We start from the raw sequence: 16,302 nt of genomic DNA on the forward strand, positions 1-16,302 counted from the left end.
GATAAAAGCCCAAGATTGTCGGAAAAACAAGGTTTTTGAGTTGTAGTGGCGCGGCCTAGAAACCGGGTTTTTTGCCAATTTTTTCGATGAAAGCCCAAGATTGTCGGAAAAACCAGGTTTCTGAGTTGTGGTGGCGCGGCCTAGAAAATGTAACGACTTGTAACGTATAATTAAGGCGAAGCGAACAGAGGGCAGTAGTATTAAATGCGAGTTGCGATCGCCGGAGCCGGCCTAGCAGGGTTATCCTGTGCAAAATATCTCACCGATGCGGGTCACACCCCCATCCTCCTAGAAAGTCGGGACGTACTCGGCGGCAAAGTAGCCGCTTGGAAAGATGCAGACGGCGACTGGTACGAAACCGGCCTCCACATATTTTTCGGTGCATACCCAAATATGCTCCAACTATTCAAAGAACTAGACATCGAAGACCGGCTGCAATGGAAAGAGCACTCGATGATTTTCAATCAGCCGGAAACACCCGGAACCTATTCGCGCTTTGACTTTCCGAATATTCCGGCTCCCTTCAACGGCCTTGTGGCCATCCTCAGAAACAACGATATGCTCACCTGGGCCGAAAAAATCAGTTTCGGCATCGGTTTGGTTCCGGCGATACTTCAGGGCCAGAAATACGTTGAAGAAATGGACAAATACTCCTTTTCCGAGTGGCTCAAAAAGCAAAACGTCCCCCCCAGAGTCGAAAAAGAAGTATTCATCGCCATGTCCAAGGCGCTGAATTTTATCGACCCCCACGAAATATCTGCAACCATTCTGCTGACAGCCCTCAACCGCTTCTTGCAAGAGACAAAAGGCTCGAAAATGGCTTTTTTAGACGGTTCCCCTACGGAGAGGTTGTGTCAGCCGATGGTAGACTACATAACTGAGCGCGGTGGCGAAGTCCGGCTGAATGCACCCATCGGGGAGTTTTTGCTTAATGATGACAACACGGTGCGCGGTTTCCAGATTCGGGGTGTCAAGGGGGCAGAGTCAGAAGTTCTGACGGCTGATATTTACGTTTCGGCGATGCCGGTTGACCCGCTGAAGTTGATGATGCCGAAACCTTGGGCCGAAATGGGTTATTTCAAAAAGCTCGAAGGTTTGGAGGGTGTACCGGTGATTAATGTACACTTGTGGTTCGATCGCAAGTTAACAGATATCGACCACTTGCTGTTCTCGCGATCGCCCTTGCTGAGCGTCTACGCCGACATGAGCAACACCTGCCGCGAATATGCCAACCCAGACAAATCCATGCTGGAACTGGTACTCGCACCGGCCAAAGACTGGATAGGCAAATCTGACGAAGATATCGTCGCAGCCACAATGGTCGAGTTAGAAAAACTCTTTCCCGACCAAATCCCAGAACCCGCCAAACTGCTCAAATATCACGTAGTCAAAACCCCACGTTCCGTCTACAAAGCCACTCCCGGCCGTCAAGAGTGCCGTCCCACCCAAACCACTCCCATTAGCAATTTCTATCTAACGGGGGATTATACAATGCAGCGTTATCTTGCGAGTATGGAAGGTGCTGTGCTTTCTGGTAAGCTGACAGCGCAGGCTATTTCAACGGCCAATAACAAATGAAAAATTAAGAATTTTTCATAAATACTGGGATTTGCGCGCGGGCGACGTGAAACCGGGTTTTTAGCCAAAATATTTGCTGAAAACCCTCAATCTCGGTTCAAAAACCAGGTTTCTCGGTTCGGATGCGTCATTCCTAAAGACGTAAAAGAATCTCCCGTTGTCTCAACGGGGGAATGTCAGTTCTAATCTTTAAATTTCTTATTCTCGGATGCTGCAACTGTCAAAACTCCAGTGCATGAGAACTCTGGCTTCTTTGGAAGAATCCTACGAATTGTGCCGCCAAGTCACAGCGAGTTATGCCAAAAATTTTTATTTAGGCACTCAACTCATGCCCGAAGCCAAGCGTCGGGCTATCTGGGCGATTTACGTTTGGTGCCGCCGCACCGACGAACTCGTAGACGGGCCAGGTTCTGAGGCCACAACCCCTGAAACTCTAAATCTGTGGGAAAAACGCCTAGAATCATTGTTTGCCGGCCATCCCCACGACGATTACGACGTGGCTTTGGTGGATACCTTGTCTCGTTTCCCGATCGACATTCAGCCGTTTAGAGAGATGATTGCGGGCCAGCAAATGGACTTGTACCGCAGCCGCTACGAAACTTTTGAAGAGCTCAATCTTTACTGTTATCGAGTAGCGGGTACTGTCGGGCTGATGTCGATGTCTGTAATGGGTGTAGACGAATCGAACCGGGCTGCCAACTGGAATTGGCACTGGGGAAATAAAATTCCCAAGGAAGAAGCAATCGCCCTCGGTATAGCCAAGCAGTTAACTAACATTCTGCGCGATGTCGGAGAAGACGCCCGTCGCGGCCGCATTTACCTGCCCTTAGAAGACTTAGCGCTGTTTAACTACACCGAAGAAGATTTATTCAACGGTGTGATTGACAACCGCTGGCGGGAGTTGATGAAGTTTCAAATCCAGCGAGCTCGCAAATTATACGCCAGCGCCGAGCCCGGAATCAAAGTTTTGAGTCCCGATATCCGCTGGACAGTGTGGGCTGCTACGATGTTGTACAGCAGAATCTTAAATGCGATCGAACGGAATCAGTACGATGTTTTCCAGAAGCGGGCTTATGTCAGCAATTCTCAGAAATTGCTGTGTCTCCCCGCCGCTTGGATAAAGTCAAAAGTGCTTTAGCCTCCGGCAATATTGCTTCGATATCAGTCCGCGCCGGCGGACTTTGTTATGGCGCATCAAAATTCTCTTCGGAGGGCTGATTTTTGCTTTCCAGCAATTCTTTTTCCTGCTGGAGTTTGGCTTCTAAATTTTGAATTTGTTCGCGGCGGGCTTCAAGTTCGATCGATCTCCGAGACAATTCTTGACTTTGCAAAGTGAGAGATTGGCGGCACTCTTCTGCTTTCTGGGCTTCTTGCTGCCAAAAATCGGGAGTAAAGCCTGTGGTTAAATACTTTTCAACTAATTCTAGCACCCAGTTTGTAGCTGTTTGAACCTGCAAAATGTGGCGATTTTCGCCAATATCTGCTAATACTAGCATTCCTTCATTTAACACATTTTGATTACAATTTGGCGGCACTATCAAGACAGTTTGTTCGGGAAGAATAGCCCAAGTCTCATCAGCATTTTGACAGACCAGTAATTGCAGACTTATTTCACCTAAAATATCCTTTTTTTGTACTTGGGCTAAATATAGCATAGGGGTTATTGGTTATTTGTTATTGGTTATTTGTTATTGGTTATTTGTTGTTTGTTGTTTGTTATTGGTTATTTGTTATTTGTTATTTATATATCTCGCTTGTGGCCGAGACTCGATCCCGCTAAATCCCCCTTAAGAAGGGGAGTAGGGGTTGACTTTGAGCGCTCTTGTCCCCCCCTTTTTTAGGGGGGGTTAGGGGGGATCGAGAGGATGGGGACTCAGATAGAAGACTGATACTACCTTGACTGTAGAATTTAGATGCGCCTCAACTTAGCTGTCAACTTTCAACTGTCAACAATCAACCGTTAACTATTAAAACAACTTTAGCCGATCGCGCAAAATTTCCGCCTGTTTTTCGGCTTCAGCCAAAGCATCCCGCGCCCCCTGAACCACATCAGGAGTAGCCTTATCCACAAACTTCTGATTAGTCAAACGCGCCGCAGTATGCTTAATTTCAGCTTCCACCTTGCTCAACTTCTTCTCTAATTTACCGCGCAAAGCCACCAAATCCACCACCCCAGCCAGAGGAATCAATACTTGTACAGTACCGACAACCCCAGCAATTGTCTGTCCCAAATCTCCATCCAAACTAGCAGTAACAGTCAGATTTTCCACCTTAGCCAAATCTTTGATGTAAACGCTTCCATCCGAGAGAATTTGGCGTTCCTTCTCGCTTTCGCTTTGCAAAATCGCCGTCACCTTCACACTGGGTTTGATATCAGAATCTGCCCGCAAATTACGAATAGTGCGAATTGTACCGAACAACAACTCAAACTGCTGTTCCAAATCAGCATCAATTAGCGAGATATCTGCTTCAGGATAAGCTTGCAAAGCCAAACATTCACTATCACCTGTTTGAGTCAGAGTGTGCCAAATTTCCTCAGTAATGTGCGGCATAAAAGGATGCAGCAATTTCAGAATTCCTTCCAACACAAAAGCAAAAGTTTGCTGCGCGACTTTCTTAGAATTTGGTTCAGCATCCTGCTGCAAGCGAGACTTAACTAACTCAATATACCAGTCGCAAAAATCGCCCCAAATAAACTCGTAAAGATTCTTAGCCGCTTCTCCCAAGCCGTAAGTTTCCAAAGAATTGCGGCTTTGTTGCACAACTTGATGATAGCGAGAAAGAATCCAGCGATCGCACAATTCCAAACTACCGCCTTCTACAGCCGGACTTCCCAACTGCTGCGGAGTCTGTCCTTCCAGATTCATCATCACAAACCGGGCCGCATTCCACAGCTTATTTGTGAAATTCCGGGAAGCCTCGACTGATTTCGATTCATCAGTTTTGCGATCGTACTCCATGCGAATATTTTGACCGGCCCCTACCACTTCCTTAACCAAAGTGTAGCGCAAAGCATCAGTCCCGTACTTACCAATTAACAGCAGCGGGTCAATACCGTTATTTTTACTCTTAGACATCTTATGACCTTTTTCATCCAACACCAAACCGTGAATGTAAACAGTATCAAAAGGCATCTTTTCAGTAAAATGTCCGGCCATCATCGTCATTCTAGCAACCCAGAAAAAGATGATATCAAAACCTGTTACCAAAGTAGTTGTCGGATAGTAAAACTCCAAATCTTTAGTTTCGTCCGGCCATCCCAAAGTTGAGAAAGGCCACAACCCAGATGAAAACCAAGTATCCAATACGTCTGGATCTCTTGCTAACTGCACGTCATTACCAAATTTAGCAGTAGCTTTTTCCTTAGCTTCAGCTTCAGTTTTTGCAACTATAAAAGGTGTCGTATCAGTAATTTCGCCCTGGGTTTCGCTAACAGCATACCAAGCCGGGATTTGGTGTCCCCACCACAATTGCCGGGAGATACACCAATCCTTCAGCTTCACTAACCAATCGCGATAAACCTTTGTCCATCTGTCAGGAACAAAGACTGGTGAGTTACTTTGATCTAATGCTTCTAAAGCGCGTTGAGAAAGAGGATCGATCTTCACAAACCATTGTGTAGATATCAAAGGTTCGACCGGAACTTTGCCGCGTTCGCTGTACGGAACAGTATGCTTATAATCTTCTATTTTAACCAAAACCCCGTCAGTTTCTAAGCGCTGCACCACATTTTTCCGGGCAACAAATCGGTCTTGTCCCTGGAACTCTCCGGCATTTTCATTTAAAGTGCCGTCCTTATTCATAATGTTAATAAACGGCAAATTGTGGCGCTTGCCCATCTCGAAGTCATTCGGATCGTGGGCGGGAGTCACTTTGACACAGCCAGTTCCGAAAGTTGGGTCAACTAATTCATCGGCAAAAATTGGAATTTCGCGATCGAGAATGGGCAAAGTGACAGTTTTACCGATAAGATGCTTATAGCGATCGTCCTGTGGATTCACAGCCACCCCAGTATCGCCCAACATCGTCTCCGGCCGAGTCGTCGCCACCTCCAAATAACCGGAACCGTCCGTCAAAGGATAGCGGAAATGCCATAAATGCCCCTCAACTTCCTGCTGGTCAACTTCCAAATCCGACACAGCAGACTGACTCGCCGGACACCAATTCACCAAGTAATTACCGCGATAAATCAGCCCCTCATCGTAGAGGCGAACAAAGGCTTCTAAAACCGCAGCGGATAAGCCTTCATCCATCGTAAAGCGTTCTCGCGACCAATCGACAGACACGCCCAAACTACGCAGTTGATTAGTAATAGTATTGCCAGACTCAGCTTTCCATTCCCAAGCCCGTTCTAAGAATTTTTCTCGTCCTAAATCGTGGCGAGTTTTGCCTTCTGCTTTGAGTTGTTTTTCGAGAATAGTTTGAACAGCGATGCTAGCATGATCCGTTCCCGGCAACCACAGGGTATTGCGTCCAGTCATGCGGTGATAGCGGACGAGGACATCAATCAGCGTCTCTTCAAAAGCGTGTCCCATGTGGAGGCTGCCGGTGACGTTGGGCGGCGGAATGACGACGCAGTAAGGTTCGCCGCCGGCTTCGGGGTCAGCTTTGAAAGTTTGGTTGTCTTCCCAGTATTTTTGCCATTTGGCTTCGGTGGCTTGGGGGTCGTATTGGGGGGGTAGGTTTGCGGTCATGGTGGCTTGAGATTTTGATCTTATTTAGATTGTGCCATAGAAGGGAGGAGAAGAGTTTTGAAGCGCATCTGCGTCAGAGACAGAGGGAAGAGCGATCTTCAAGGCGGGGCGGGTTTACGTTAAAATGAAGGTAAAATTAATAGGTATGATGGCATTATGAATGTAGCACCACTTCGACATCAAATTGATCTATGGCTCGATCGACTCTCTCCAGAACATCTGGCATTGGTTGCGAGTTTTATAGAGTTTCTAAGCCAAAAGCAACGTCAGGGAGTCATCATTTCGCAAAATAATCGGTCAGAGGTTTTCTCAGTAGAAGTCCAAGAGATGCCTGCTGCTAATTCTTTTAGTATTTCAGAACCCTCAGAAATTCACGGGGAGGGTCAATCTAAAGCAGCGCTTCTACAAGATTTTCGGCAAGCTTGGCACGAAGCCATGACTGGGCAAACCATTTCGGTTGCTCAAATGTGGGAAGGAATTGAAAATGACTGACTTGCCCTTAATTCAAGTTATAGTTTCACCAACCTTCAATCGCAATTTACGCACTCTTGCCAAAAAATACCGCAGCATACGCAATGATATTCAACCCGTTATCGAACAACTCACACGGGGAGAGCTGCCAGGAGATCGAATTGCTGGAGTGGGTTATGCCGTCTTCAAGTTAAGAGTCCGAAATAGCGACACTCAAAAAGGTAAAAGTGGTGGCTACCGTTTAATTTACTACGTCCAAACAGCAACGGGAATCATTTTGCTGACCCTTTACACCAAATCCGAACAAGTCGATATTGCAGCAGAGGATATTCAGAACATTATTACAGAATACGAGCAGCAGCAGAGCGAAGAGCGAGAGGATATTTAAGAGTTGGGGAATCTTGCGCCGTAGAAGATGAGGTTTCGATAGAAATTATAAAACAAAAGTTTGTAGTTTGTAGGTAGGATTTAACATTGGTGATATCTAATTGTTTAAAACTTCCGAAGTCTTGAAGAATGCGGATTTTTTAGGCATCTTAACGGCCTTTACGACTGTTTACAAATATTATTTCACCTCCTTGTAATCAACCCCATAACTCGTATCTCTCCCCGACAAATAGGTCGTTTTCCCCGTTAAAGTCTCCAAAGTTTCTCTGGTTTTACTCGAAGTAATCGTATTCAGCGGCACGCCGAACTTGCTAGCCAAACCGGCCGCCACGCCCACGCCTTGTCCTTGATAAATATTCACTGTCGCAATTCGCCCGACTGATACCGCCATACCGACATAGCCCGAAGATCGCCCTACAATAGCTAAATTATTCACTTTACTCGCCAAAGCGCTCTCTATCCCGAAATTATACACCGGCAGCGGCGGAATTCTCGAATCCAAATTCTTGACTCCGCCCCGCAAGTCGAAATCGTAGGAAAAACTGCCGATCGACTTAGAGGGTTCGGTTCCTCCTTTGATAATTTCCTTCCCCGTCAGCGGCGCTACCACATCGCGCACATTCAAAGTTTGTCTGATATAAATCTCATCCGGGATAAATAGTCTCACATCTTTACCCGACTTTTTTTGCAGCCATTCTTGGATGCGTGACATTTCTTTAACCATTTCAGGAGTCGGTTTTCTGCCGTTAGCTTCCATCTTCATCAACTCGTCAACTTTGTATTTAAACAAAAACCCGTTCCACGACATCGAATTATTTTTATAAACGCAAATATTTGCCTTGTCAAAGAAGAATCCTTTTTCTTGAGTGAAGGGGAGATTTCTATCTACGTGATAGGCGGCTCCGATGGCTACACTTCTGATATTATATCCGTCTGTATAGGCCTGATAAATTGTACTTTCAAAGTTCCTCATCCAGAATTGTGTACTTGCAGGATCTTTATATTTACTAATGCTGGTTTTAATCTTTTCTACTAAAGGAGTGTTGTAGAGAATGTTATCTTCTATTTTGCGTAAATCGGCGATCGTTAGCCCGGTAATTGTGGGGACTACAGATACTGCTAAGGATTCATTTTTTGATTTAATATTTTGCGATTCATATCCTGTGTAATAAGATAAGCCTGCTTTTCTAGCAAGTTCTGCGTCTTGAGTTACATCAATAAAAGAATGAGCTTTAATTTTGACTTTAGTGTTTTTGACTTCGGCATATTCAATTTTATTATTGACTACGTGAGGAGTAAGAGTTGAGTTGGAAATAACTTTAACTCCGGCTTCCGCAAGCATCTCTTTGAGTGCTTTGTCGGCCTGTTTTGGTTCTAAGCAAGATTCGGGAACATTGGCTTTGTCTAAGAATTCCCGGAAGCACTGGGCGTAGGGTTGGCGATACCAATCGGGGATTTTATCTAAATCCACGTAACCTAAACCGCCGCGGGTGAGTACGCCGCCCAAGGGATCGGTTGCGTAGTTCGATCGCACCACAGCAACTTTGCCTTTTTCACCTAAAGTTTTCTTAGCCCATATCGCGGCACATATCCCCGGTACTTCATCGCCGTACACTACGATATCAAAGTTGCGATCGACTGATGTTGGATGCGCTGCTGGGGGCTTGTTTGCGGCTGTTTGTCGCAGGTTTGGGGGGTCTAATGTGGCACTTGCTTCGTTTCGGTGGGCGATCGAGCTTTTTGCTTCTTTGAAATAGGGGGAGTCAACTAAAACTTTTACGGCTACAAAAAAGATGGCAATGGCAGCTAATTTCTTGAAAGTAGGAGGCATTTAGTTGACTGGTTGATGAATTTGCATTACCTGAAATTGCTGTTCAGGGTTTACGGAGTTGAATATAGCACGTTTAGGTAATTTCGACACAAGTTTAACTTTTCCGGGAAGGGTGGTAAACGAATCTTCTCAACCCAAACCTGGTGATGCTGTCCTGGCCAAAATGCTACAATTACATCGATCGCAAATTGAAATATAAAAAACATGACTTTTGAGGCGGTTTTAAATCTTGTCAAGCAGTTGTCTCTAGCCGAAAAGTTACGGTTGATTAAATCGATAGTTCCTGAAATAGAACGAGAATTAGTTGTTCGGCCCGCTCCCCGGAAATCTTTATGGGGTTTATGTGCTGACTTGGGAATTGCACCTTCTGCTGCTGATATAGATGAAGTTCGCAGGGAAGAATGGGCGAATTTCCCAAGGGAGGATTTCTAATGCTGCGTGCTCTAGCTGATACTCATGCTGTTATTTGGTATATTTTTGCCGATTTGCGACTTTCGGTGACTGCTAGAACGAGAATAGAACAGATAGCTGCCGAGGGAAATCAGGTGGCTTTTTCATCAATTACATTAGCAGAAATTGTCTATCTGAGCGAGAGAGGGCGGATTAATTCAGCTACTTTCGATCTATTCTTGAGAGAAGTTGAGAGCGATGATGCCTTATTGGTTGAAATTCCTTTCGATCGCAATATAGCTTTGACTTTAAGGCAAGTTGACCGATCGCAAATTCCCGATTTGCCCGATCGCATTATTGCTGCTACTGCTTTGTATCTTAATGTACCTGTTATTAGTCGCGATCGCCGGATTCAATTATCTAGTATAGACACAATTTGGTAAATCTGAGTTACTCGGCGCAAGTTTAAATTTTCCGGGAACGGTTGTTAGCGGTTTTGCCTGTGTTACTGGTTTGGGAGGGCTATTGATGTGGGTAAGGATGGGGGGTGCGATCGCATCTCAGATATCTGGTGTCGGGAAGGGCGATGGGCTACAATAATTTAAGAACAACAATTGAGTCACCTTAAACATACAGAAAAAATGGAAAAAGTTTTTGTACATCCTGAATGTCCTTTTTCAGAAAACACTTTTAACCTAGTGGCACAATTTAATGATAGTCCCAGTTCAGATTTTTACCGGGAACACAAAAAAGATTTCTTAAAATATGTAGAAGATCCACTCAAGTATATTTTAAGCCAGGTACAAGAGCAGTTGCCTGATTTTATTAAAAAATATATAAATATCAAGTGGGAGCAACTTGGATCGAGAGTTGAAAGAGATAAAATAGAAGGTTTACTATCAATAGTTTACCCTATAGTTTTGGGCTTTGATTCGGAAGATATCAATTATCGAGGCGAGGCTTACTTAATGCTAACATTTGACAACCAACACTTAAGTGTTTATTTCTGTCCAGAATTTAACGATATTGAGGATATTAGAGATAATTATGAAAGCAATTATATAAATAACCCATTGGCAATCGATCGCCTCAAACGTTATAACTTTCCCAATCAATATCATTGCTATTTAAGTAAGAAAATAATTTATTCTGTTTTACCTCTGAACTCTCGTATAATAATGAAAGATCAACAATCGGTTTATGAATTATTAAACAGTATTATCTCTTTAATTAGCGACCCAACACAAGTTAAAGAATATAAAATTACTAAACTTATGGTTGCTAGAACGCTTAAAAAAGAAGAAGTATTAGGAGATTCTGCTAAACAGTTAATTCAACTAATAGTACAAACCTTTAAAAAGGTATTTCCATTATTTTTATGTTGCAATGTGTACGATAATGATTCCCCTCTGCTTATAAATCAATACTTTACAATATATGAAAAAGAATTTAATCGAGTGTATAATCGAGAAGAGATTTCTGAAATTACGGGGTTTCAAACAACCCAACTAACCCAATGGATACACGCCATTAACCGCAAAGGGCAAACCATCATCCAAGGCCCACCCGGAACCGGAAAAACCTTCATAGCCGAAAAACTAGCCAAACACTTAATCGGCGGCGGTGACGGTTTCTCAGACATTATCCAATTTCACCCCGCCTACACCTACGAAGACTTTATCGAAGGCCTCCGCCCAATAACTCAAAACGGACAATTAACCTACTCAATAGTTCCCGGTAGATTCCTAGAATTCTGCGAACAAGCCGAAGCCTGTGAAGACACTTGCGTTCTTATTATTGATGAAATTAACCGTGCCAATTTATCTCAAGTCTTTGGTGAGTTAATGTACCTCCTAGATGACCGACCAGACACAGAGCGCTTTATTAAACTAGCCAGTGGTACACCCTTTAAAATCCCTACAAATGTCCGCATCATCGGCACAATGAACACCGCAGACCGTTCTATTGCCTTAGTTGATAATGCACTCCGCCGCCGCTTCGCATTCATCCCCGTCTATCCAAACTATGAAGTGCTGCGACTGTATCACCACAGAGAGGAAACAGGTTTTCCAGTTGATAAATTAACTAGCATTCTAGAAGATGTAAATCAGGCAATTAACAACAAACACTATGAACTAGGCATCTCCTTCTTTTTGACAAAAACCTTAGCTCAAGATATCCAAGATATTTGGCAAATGGAAATCGAGCCATACCTCGAAGAATACTTCTTTGATAGCCTGGAAAAAATGAATGAATTTCTCTGGAATAAAATCAGAGATAAATTGAGCAAGTGATAATTTTATGGAACGAGAATCACCCCCCATCGAACTGACAGAATATGAATTACGAATTTTAGATCGAGACTTAATCCCCGAATCAGTAGGACAAAAAATCTACCAGAATTATGCCAAGGAAATAGATATAGAATTTCCCAACCCTAAAACTCAATATAAATGGCAATTAAAATCTAAAGGCAGAGTGGGTAATATTCCAATTACTCCAGAATTTCACATTTTCATCCGCCCAAAAGTTCCGATAACAAACTTATTCGGAATGCTTGACTATGCCTACAAACTTAATATCAATTTTCCGAATGGACAGATTGAGTGCGAATCTTTAGAACAAGTCTATGAACGATTGGCTAACATCCTTGCTCAAAAAATTCTCGAACGCTGTCGCAAAGGATTGTATCGCGATTACTTATCCAAAACAGAAAGACTCGCCTACATTCGCGGCCGCGTCGATTTGCGGTCAGCCTTTCAAAAACCTTGGGATGTTAAACTAAAATGCCACTATAACGAACAAACAGGGGATATCGAAGATAATCAAATTCTTGCTTGGACACTCTTCATCATTGGCCGCAGCGGTTTGTGCCGTGAATCTGTTTCATCCACTGTGCGAAAAGCCTTTCACGCACTCCAAGGATTTGTCACATTAAAACCTTTTAAATCAGAAGCTTGTATCGATCGCACTTATCACCGTCTGAATCAAGATTATCAACTTTTACACGCCTTATGTCGATTTTTTTTAGATAACACAGGGCCGAGTCACGAAAAGGGCGATCGCGAAATGCTCCCTTTTCTCATAGACATGGCTAAATTATACGAACAATTTGTTGCTGAATGGCTCAAAGCAAATACACCAACAGGCTTCTTTGTCAAGAAAAAACACACGGTAACACATGACCAAAATTATTGCGATAAAATTGACTTAATTCTACGCGATATTGAAACAAATGAAATCCTGTATGTCCTCGATACCAAATACAAAAATCCAGATCAAGTAGCCAGTAGTGACCGTCATCAAATAGTTGCCTACGCAAATGCAGTAAACTGTAAAAATGCAATTCTCATTTACCCGCAAGACCTCAAACAGCCACTAAACAATAAAATTGGTGATATCCGAGTTCGCAGTTTAACTTTTTCCCTAGATGGCGACCTCAATGAAGCCGGAAAAACCTTCTTAACCTCTCTACCTCAAAAAATCCTCTTCTAACTATTCTCTGCGCCCTCTGGCGCTGGAGCAGTTCATTTTCTTACAAAAAAAAGAGGCGCAATTGCACCTCTCAAACCTTTCATATCAGGGTTCTAAACACTAACAGCCACTTTCGATTCCTTCGCAGTCAACTTCTCGTAAGTCGCCCGCATCTTCAATCCCACTAACACTTGGAATAAACCAGTTCCATTGTTGGAACCAGGATATTCGCGGTGCTGAAGCAACAGGTGAGTTAACTCGCCTTCATACTTCGCAGAAGTCTTGCTCAAATGGCTTTCGATGTAAATAACTTCTTCGAGATTCTCGAACTGACCGTCTACTTCCAAAATCGAGACTTCCTGGCCGTAGAAAGCGTCTGGGCCGTAGTACATCTTAATTCCGGGATAGGAACAAGTCAGTTTGCGACCGCAAGGAACCCAGTTAATTGTTGAACCTTCGTCAAACAAATACGCAGGTTCAAAATTGGCGATGCCTTCGCGTTGGATCATTTGGACGCGCAGAACCTTCCGTTCTTTGTCATCTTTGATCAAGTTGGTCGGCAATACTTGAATTACCACATCAGCATATTGCTTTTGGGGGTCGATGTAGGCGGTGAAATCTGGTTTGCGAGCGTTGATCGCAAACAGCACGTCTTCGTAACGGTGGCCCCGTTCCGCCATGTCGCGCTGGATTTTCCAAGCAATTTTAACTTCGTCGCTGATGTCGAGGTAGACGCTGAAGTCGATGAGATTTCTCACTCGCTCGTCGTAAAGGGGGTGCAGCCCCTCAATCACGATGATGTGATTCGGCTCTATCCGCTCAGCAGGATCGAGCAGACCGGTTTCGTGGTTGTAAATCGGTTTGTCGATCGCCTTACCTTCTTTGAGCGCTTTCATTTGCTCGGCCATCAGGTCAAAATTGTTAGCTCTGGGGTCAAGGGCGGTAATCCCTGTTTCCTTGCGCTGCTTGCGATCGAGACAATGATAGTCATCGAGGCAGATTACAGTCACGAAATCTTCCCCGAACAAATCTGTCAATCGGCGCAAAAAAGTAGATTTTCCGCACCCGGAGTCTCCGGCTACGCCAATTAAAACCACGCGATCCGGCTTACTTGTCATAGTTTCCCTCTAAAAAAATCACTGTTTACTAACTCAAGTCTAGATTCCACAAAATTTAAGGCCGCAGGTAGCGTGCCGGCTTTGTGCGATTTTGTTGCTACCCCGATCGGATCGAGCACTCACCAGCATACAGGAGTCAGTTGACTGCCTGCGAGGGAAGACCCAAGCAATCTTGAAGGCAATTGACATACTCCCGATCCCTGGCAGGCATGGGGATTGTGGATTCAAACAGCTTCTGGCAAGCACAGCTTGTCCGATCTTGCCTCGCCTCTAGGTTGATGCCTCAACCTATTTGAGATTTTTTGGACTATGGAGTTGAGACGGGATTTTTACATCTGGCGAATCAACAATATATAGTTCCATCACGATTCCCGTCCGATCGGGCTTGCCTGCTCGCCTGCCTTATAGGATGGGATCGTACCCCAATTTTTTGGCTATTAATGCTAACTTTAGTGATTAATCTTACCAGAATGCGTCCGCCCACTACAAGCTCAACGTGATTTAATCAAATCGTGCTTTAAGTTTTACTTCATTATTATAAGTTTTATATTTCCATGCCGTATTCCCTTTGATAAGTGAAATCCTCTCCCGATCGCGGGATCGGCCTCTGTCGAATCCCTAAATCAGAAGGAGCGATCGGGGCAGATCCCGCGATCGGGTAAAATATTGGCAGTACGCAGACAACAATAGCTATAGGTCAACACCTGAACGCAGCCGGACTCTATAGCCGGCGTGATGTTCGGCTGATGGGGAACTGGAGGCGCGATCGACCAAAAAGGGACACGCCCGCCCGCAACGGCGAAGCCCAAAGATTGGCGCGGCCAATTAGTTCAGATGGCCTTAAGAAAAAAGTAAATTGAGTCTAACGTCACATTCTCTTTCTTTATAACTCTGTATCGTGAAGGACAAGCAACAAATGTACAGCCCAAGCATATCTGGTGTAGCGGCCAACTCAGAATCAGGCAGCCGCATCTTTGTATACGAAGTGGAGGGTATGCGTCAGAGCAAAGCAACTGACCAAACAAATCACCCGATTCGCCGTAGCGGTAGCGTGTTTATCTCCGTTCCCTACGATCGCATGAATCAGGAAATGCGGAGAATTGCTCGCATGGGTGGCAAAATCGTCAGCATCCGCCCATTAAACGGCGTTCCCGAAACTCATAGCAAAGTTGCACCAGAAGCAGGGCTACAGAGTCAGAAATCTGGAGAAAAAGCTAAGCCCATGACTCAAGCCAAGGAAAAAGTTCAGGTTCCCGTTAACCTCTACAAGCCGGCCAATCCCTATATTGGTAAGTGCATTTCTACAGAAGAATTGGTCAGAGAAGGCGGCGAAGGCACAGTCCGCCACGTCAAATTTGACATTTCTGGAGGCAAGTTACACTATCTCGAAGGTCAAAGTATCGGGATTATTCCTGATGGGACGGATAAAAACGGCAAACCTCACAAAATTCGGCTTTACTCGATCGCCTCTACCCGTCACGGCGACAACCTCGACGACAAAACAGTCTCGCTGTGCGTCCGCCGGCTAGAGTACAAACACCCAGAAACAGGCGAACAAGTGTTGGGCGTTTGTTCGACTTTTCTGACCGGTTTGGAAGCAGGGGATGATGTCAAAATCACCGGCCCAGTAGGCAAGGAAATGCTCTTGCCAGAAGACGAAGATGCCACTGTAATTATGATGGCTACCGGTACGGGTATTGCTCCTTTCCGCGCTTATTTGTGGCGGATGTTCAAAGAAAACAATCCCGATTACAAGTTCAAAGGTTTAGCTTGGCTGTTCTTTGGAGTTGCTTACACTCCCAACATTCTTTATAAGGAAGAGTTGGAAGAATTGCAGCGCGAGTTCCCCGATAATTTCCGCTTGACTTATGCCATCAGCCGCGAGCAAAAAACTGCTGACGGTGGCAAGATGTACATTCAAAGCCGGATTAAGGAGAACGCAGACGAATTGTGGGAATTGGTTCAAAAGCCCAAAACTCACACTTACATCTGTGGTTTGAAGGGAATGGAAGGCGGAATTGACGAGGGAATGTCTGCTGCATCTAGCAAGCATGACGTTGACTGGACAGCGTATCAGAAGCAGTTGAAAAAACAGCATCGCTGGCACGTTGAAACATATTAATGTGTGGCTTGATTTAATTTGAATAGTAGGGCGGGCTTTGCTCGCCCTACATTTTTTTGTGAAACTGTTTTCAGCATTAAACAAGATTACATAAATCTTTGATCGATCCTTCAACCGCAGATGCAAAGCAGATCAACACAGATTAACGCAGATAATTTCAAGATAGGAAAGTAAATGAATGCAATGCAAGTCTATTCAGGAGCTTGTTCACCCAATACAAGTGTAAAATAGACAGTA

At 44.5% G+C, this 16,302-nt stretch carries 13 protein-coding genes; 9 read left to right on the plus strand and 4 right to left on the minus strand.

Going from position 1 to position 16,302, the window contains the following annotated elements; all coding sequences use genetic code 11:
- The first annotated feature begins 204 nt into the window (after positions 1-204).
- Together pds and crtB are read left to right on the plus strand one after the other, a co-directional pair.
- Positions 205-1,578 (plus strand): 15-cis-phytoene desaturase, encoded by a 1,374-nt coding sequence (gene pds / locus QT998_RS19490; RefSeq protein ID WP_333092341.1) that lies wholly within the window; start codon positions 205-207, stop codon positions 1,576-1,578.
- 208 nt (positions 1,579-1,786) lie between these two features.
- Positions 1,787-2,716 carry a 15-cis-phytoene synthase CrtB gene (crtB, locus tag QT998_RS19495; protein ID WP_194065592.1) on the plus strand — a complete coding sequence of 310 codons (930 nt, stop codon included), beginning with the start codon at positions 1,787-1,789 and terminating at the stop codon, positions 2,714-2,716.
- 46 nt (positions 2,717-2,762) lie between these two features.
- Here crtB and QT998_RS19500 read toward each other — a convergent pair whose 3' ends face one another.
- Both QT998_RS19500 and QT998_RS19505 read right to left on the minus strand, forming a co-directional pair.
- On the minus strand, positions 2,763-3,233 hold the full coding sequence (locus QT998_RS19500; protein ID WP_333092342.1) for a hypothetical protein: 471 nt from the start codon (positions 3,231-3,233) through the stop codon (positions 2,763-2,765).
- Positions 3,234-3,545: 312 nt separating this feature from the next.
- Entirely contained in the window at positions 3,546-6,272 is a 2,727-nt protein-coding gene (locus tag QT998_RS19505; RefSeq protein WP_333117141.1) for a valine--tRNA ligase, read from the minus strand.
- A gap of 156 nt (positions 6,273-6,428) precedes the next feature.
- On the opposite strand from QT998_RS19505, the gene QT998_RS19510 reads away from it, so the two are divergent.
- Together QT998_RS19510 and QT998_RS19515 are read left to right on the plus strand one after the other, a co-directional pair.
- Positions 6,429-6,764 carry a hypothetical protein gene (locus tag QT998_RS19510; protein WP_228049682.1) on the plus strand — a complete coding sequence of 112 codons (336 nt, stop codon included), beginning with the start codon at positions 6,429-6,431 and terminating at the stop codon, positions 6,762-6,764.
- A complete protein-coding gene (locus QT998_RS19515) occupies positions 6,757-7,131 on the plus strand; it encodes a type II toxin-antitoxin system RelE/ParE family toxin (protein WP_333092344.1) in 375 nt (124 codons plus the stop codon). The genes QT998_RS19510 and QT998_RS19515 overlap by 8 nt, the downstream gene beginning before the upstream one ends.
- Positions 7,132-7,308: 177 nt before the next feature.
- Here the strand turns inward: QT998_RS19515 and QT998_RS19520 are convergent, their stop codons facing one another.
- Positions 7,309-8,961 (minus strand): FAD-dependent oxidoreductase, encoded by a 1,653-nt coding sequence (locus QT998_RS19520; RefSeq protein WP_333117142.1) that lies wholly within the window; start codon positions 8,959-8,961, stop codon positions 7,309-7,311.
- Positions 8,962-9,165: 204 nt separating this feature from the next.
- Between QT998_RS19520 and QT998_RS19525 the strand changes: the two genes are divergently transcribed.
- From QT998_RS19525 to QT998_RS19540, 4 genes are all read left to right on the plus strand, one after another.
- Complete coding sequence (locus tag QT998_RS19525; RefSeq protein WP_333117143.1) at positions 9,166-9,393, plus strand: hypothetical protein; 228 nt, start codon at positions 9,166-9,168, stop codon at positions 9,391-9,393.
- Positions 9,393-9,794, plus strand: a complete 402-nt coding sequence (locus QT998_RS19530) for a type II toxin-antitoxin system VapC family toxin (RefSeq protein ID WP_333117144.1) — start codon at positions 9,393-9,395, stop codon at positions 9,792-9,794. Before QT998_RS19525 ends, QT998_RS19530 begins: the two co-directional genes overlap by 1 nt.
- Positions 9,795-9,992: 198 nt before the next feature.
- Entirely contained in the window at positions 9,993-11,645 is a 1,653-nt protein-coding gene (locus QT998_RS19535) for an McrB family protein (RefSeq protein WP_333117146.1), read from the plus strand.
- A 7-nt stretch (positions 11,646-11,652) separates the two neighbouring features.
- Entirely contained in the window at positions 11,653-12,846 is a 1,194-nt protein-coding gene (locus QT998_RS19540; protein WP_333117147.1) for an McrC family protein, read from the plus strand.
- Between the two features lie 92 nt (positions 12,847-12,938).
- On the opposite strand, the gene QT998_RS19545 is transcribed toward QT998_RS19540, so the two are convergent.
- Positions 12,939-13,943: a phosphoribulokinase gene (locus tag QT998_RS19545; protein WP_194065601.1), complete on the minus strand. Its 1,005-nt coding sequence runs from the start codon at positions 13,941-13,943 to the stop codon at positions 12,939-12,941.
- 916 nt (positions 13,944-14,859) lie between these two features.
- Here QT998_RS19545 and petH point away from each other — a divergent pair.
- The gene (gene petH, locus QT998_RS19550; RefSeq protein ID WP_333117148.1) at positions 14,860-16,065 is read left to right on the plus strand and encodes a ferredoxin--NADP reductase; all 1,206 of its coding nucleotides are present in this window, start codon (positions 14,860-14,862) and stop codon (positions 16,063-16,065) included.
- The last annotated feature ends 237 nt before the right edge of the window (positions 16,066-16,302 follow it).

This window comes from Microcoleus sp. S1D4, assembly GCF_036700765.1.
Classification (GTDB): Bacteria; Cyanobacteriota; Cyanobacteriia; order Cyanobacteriales; family Microcoleaceae; genus Microcoleus.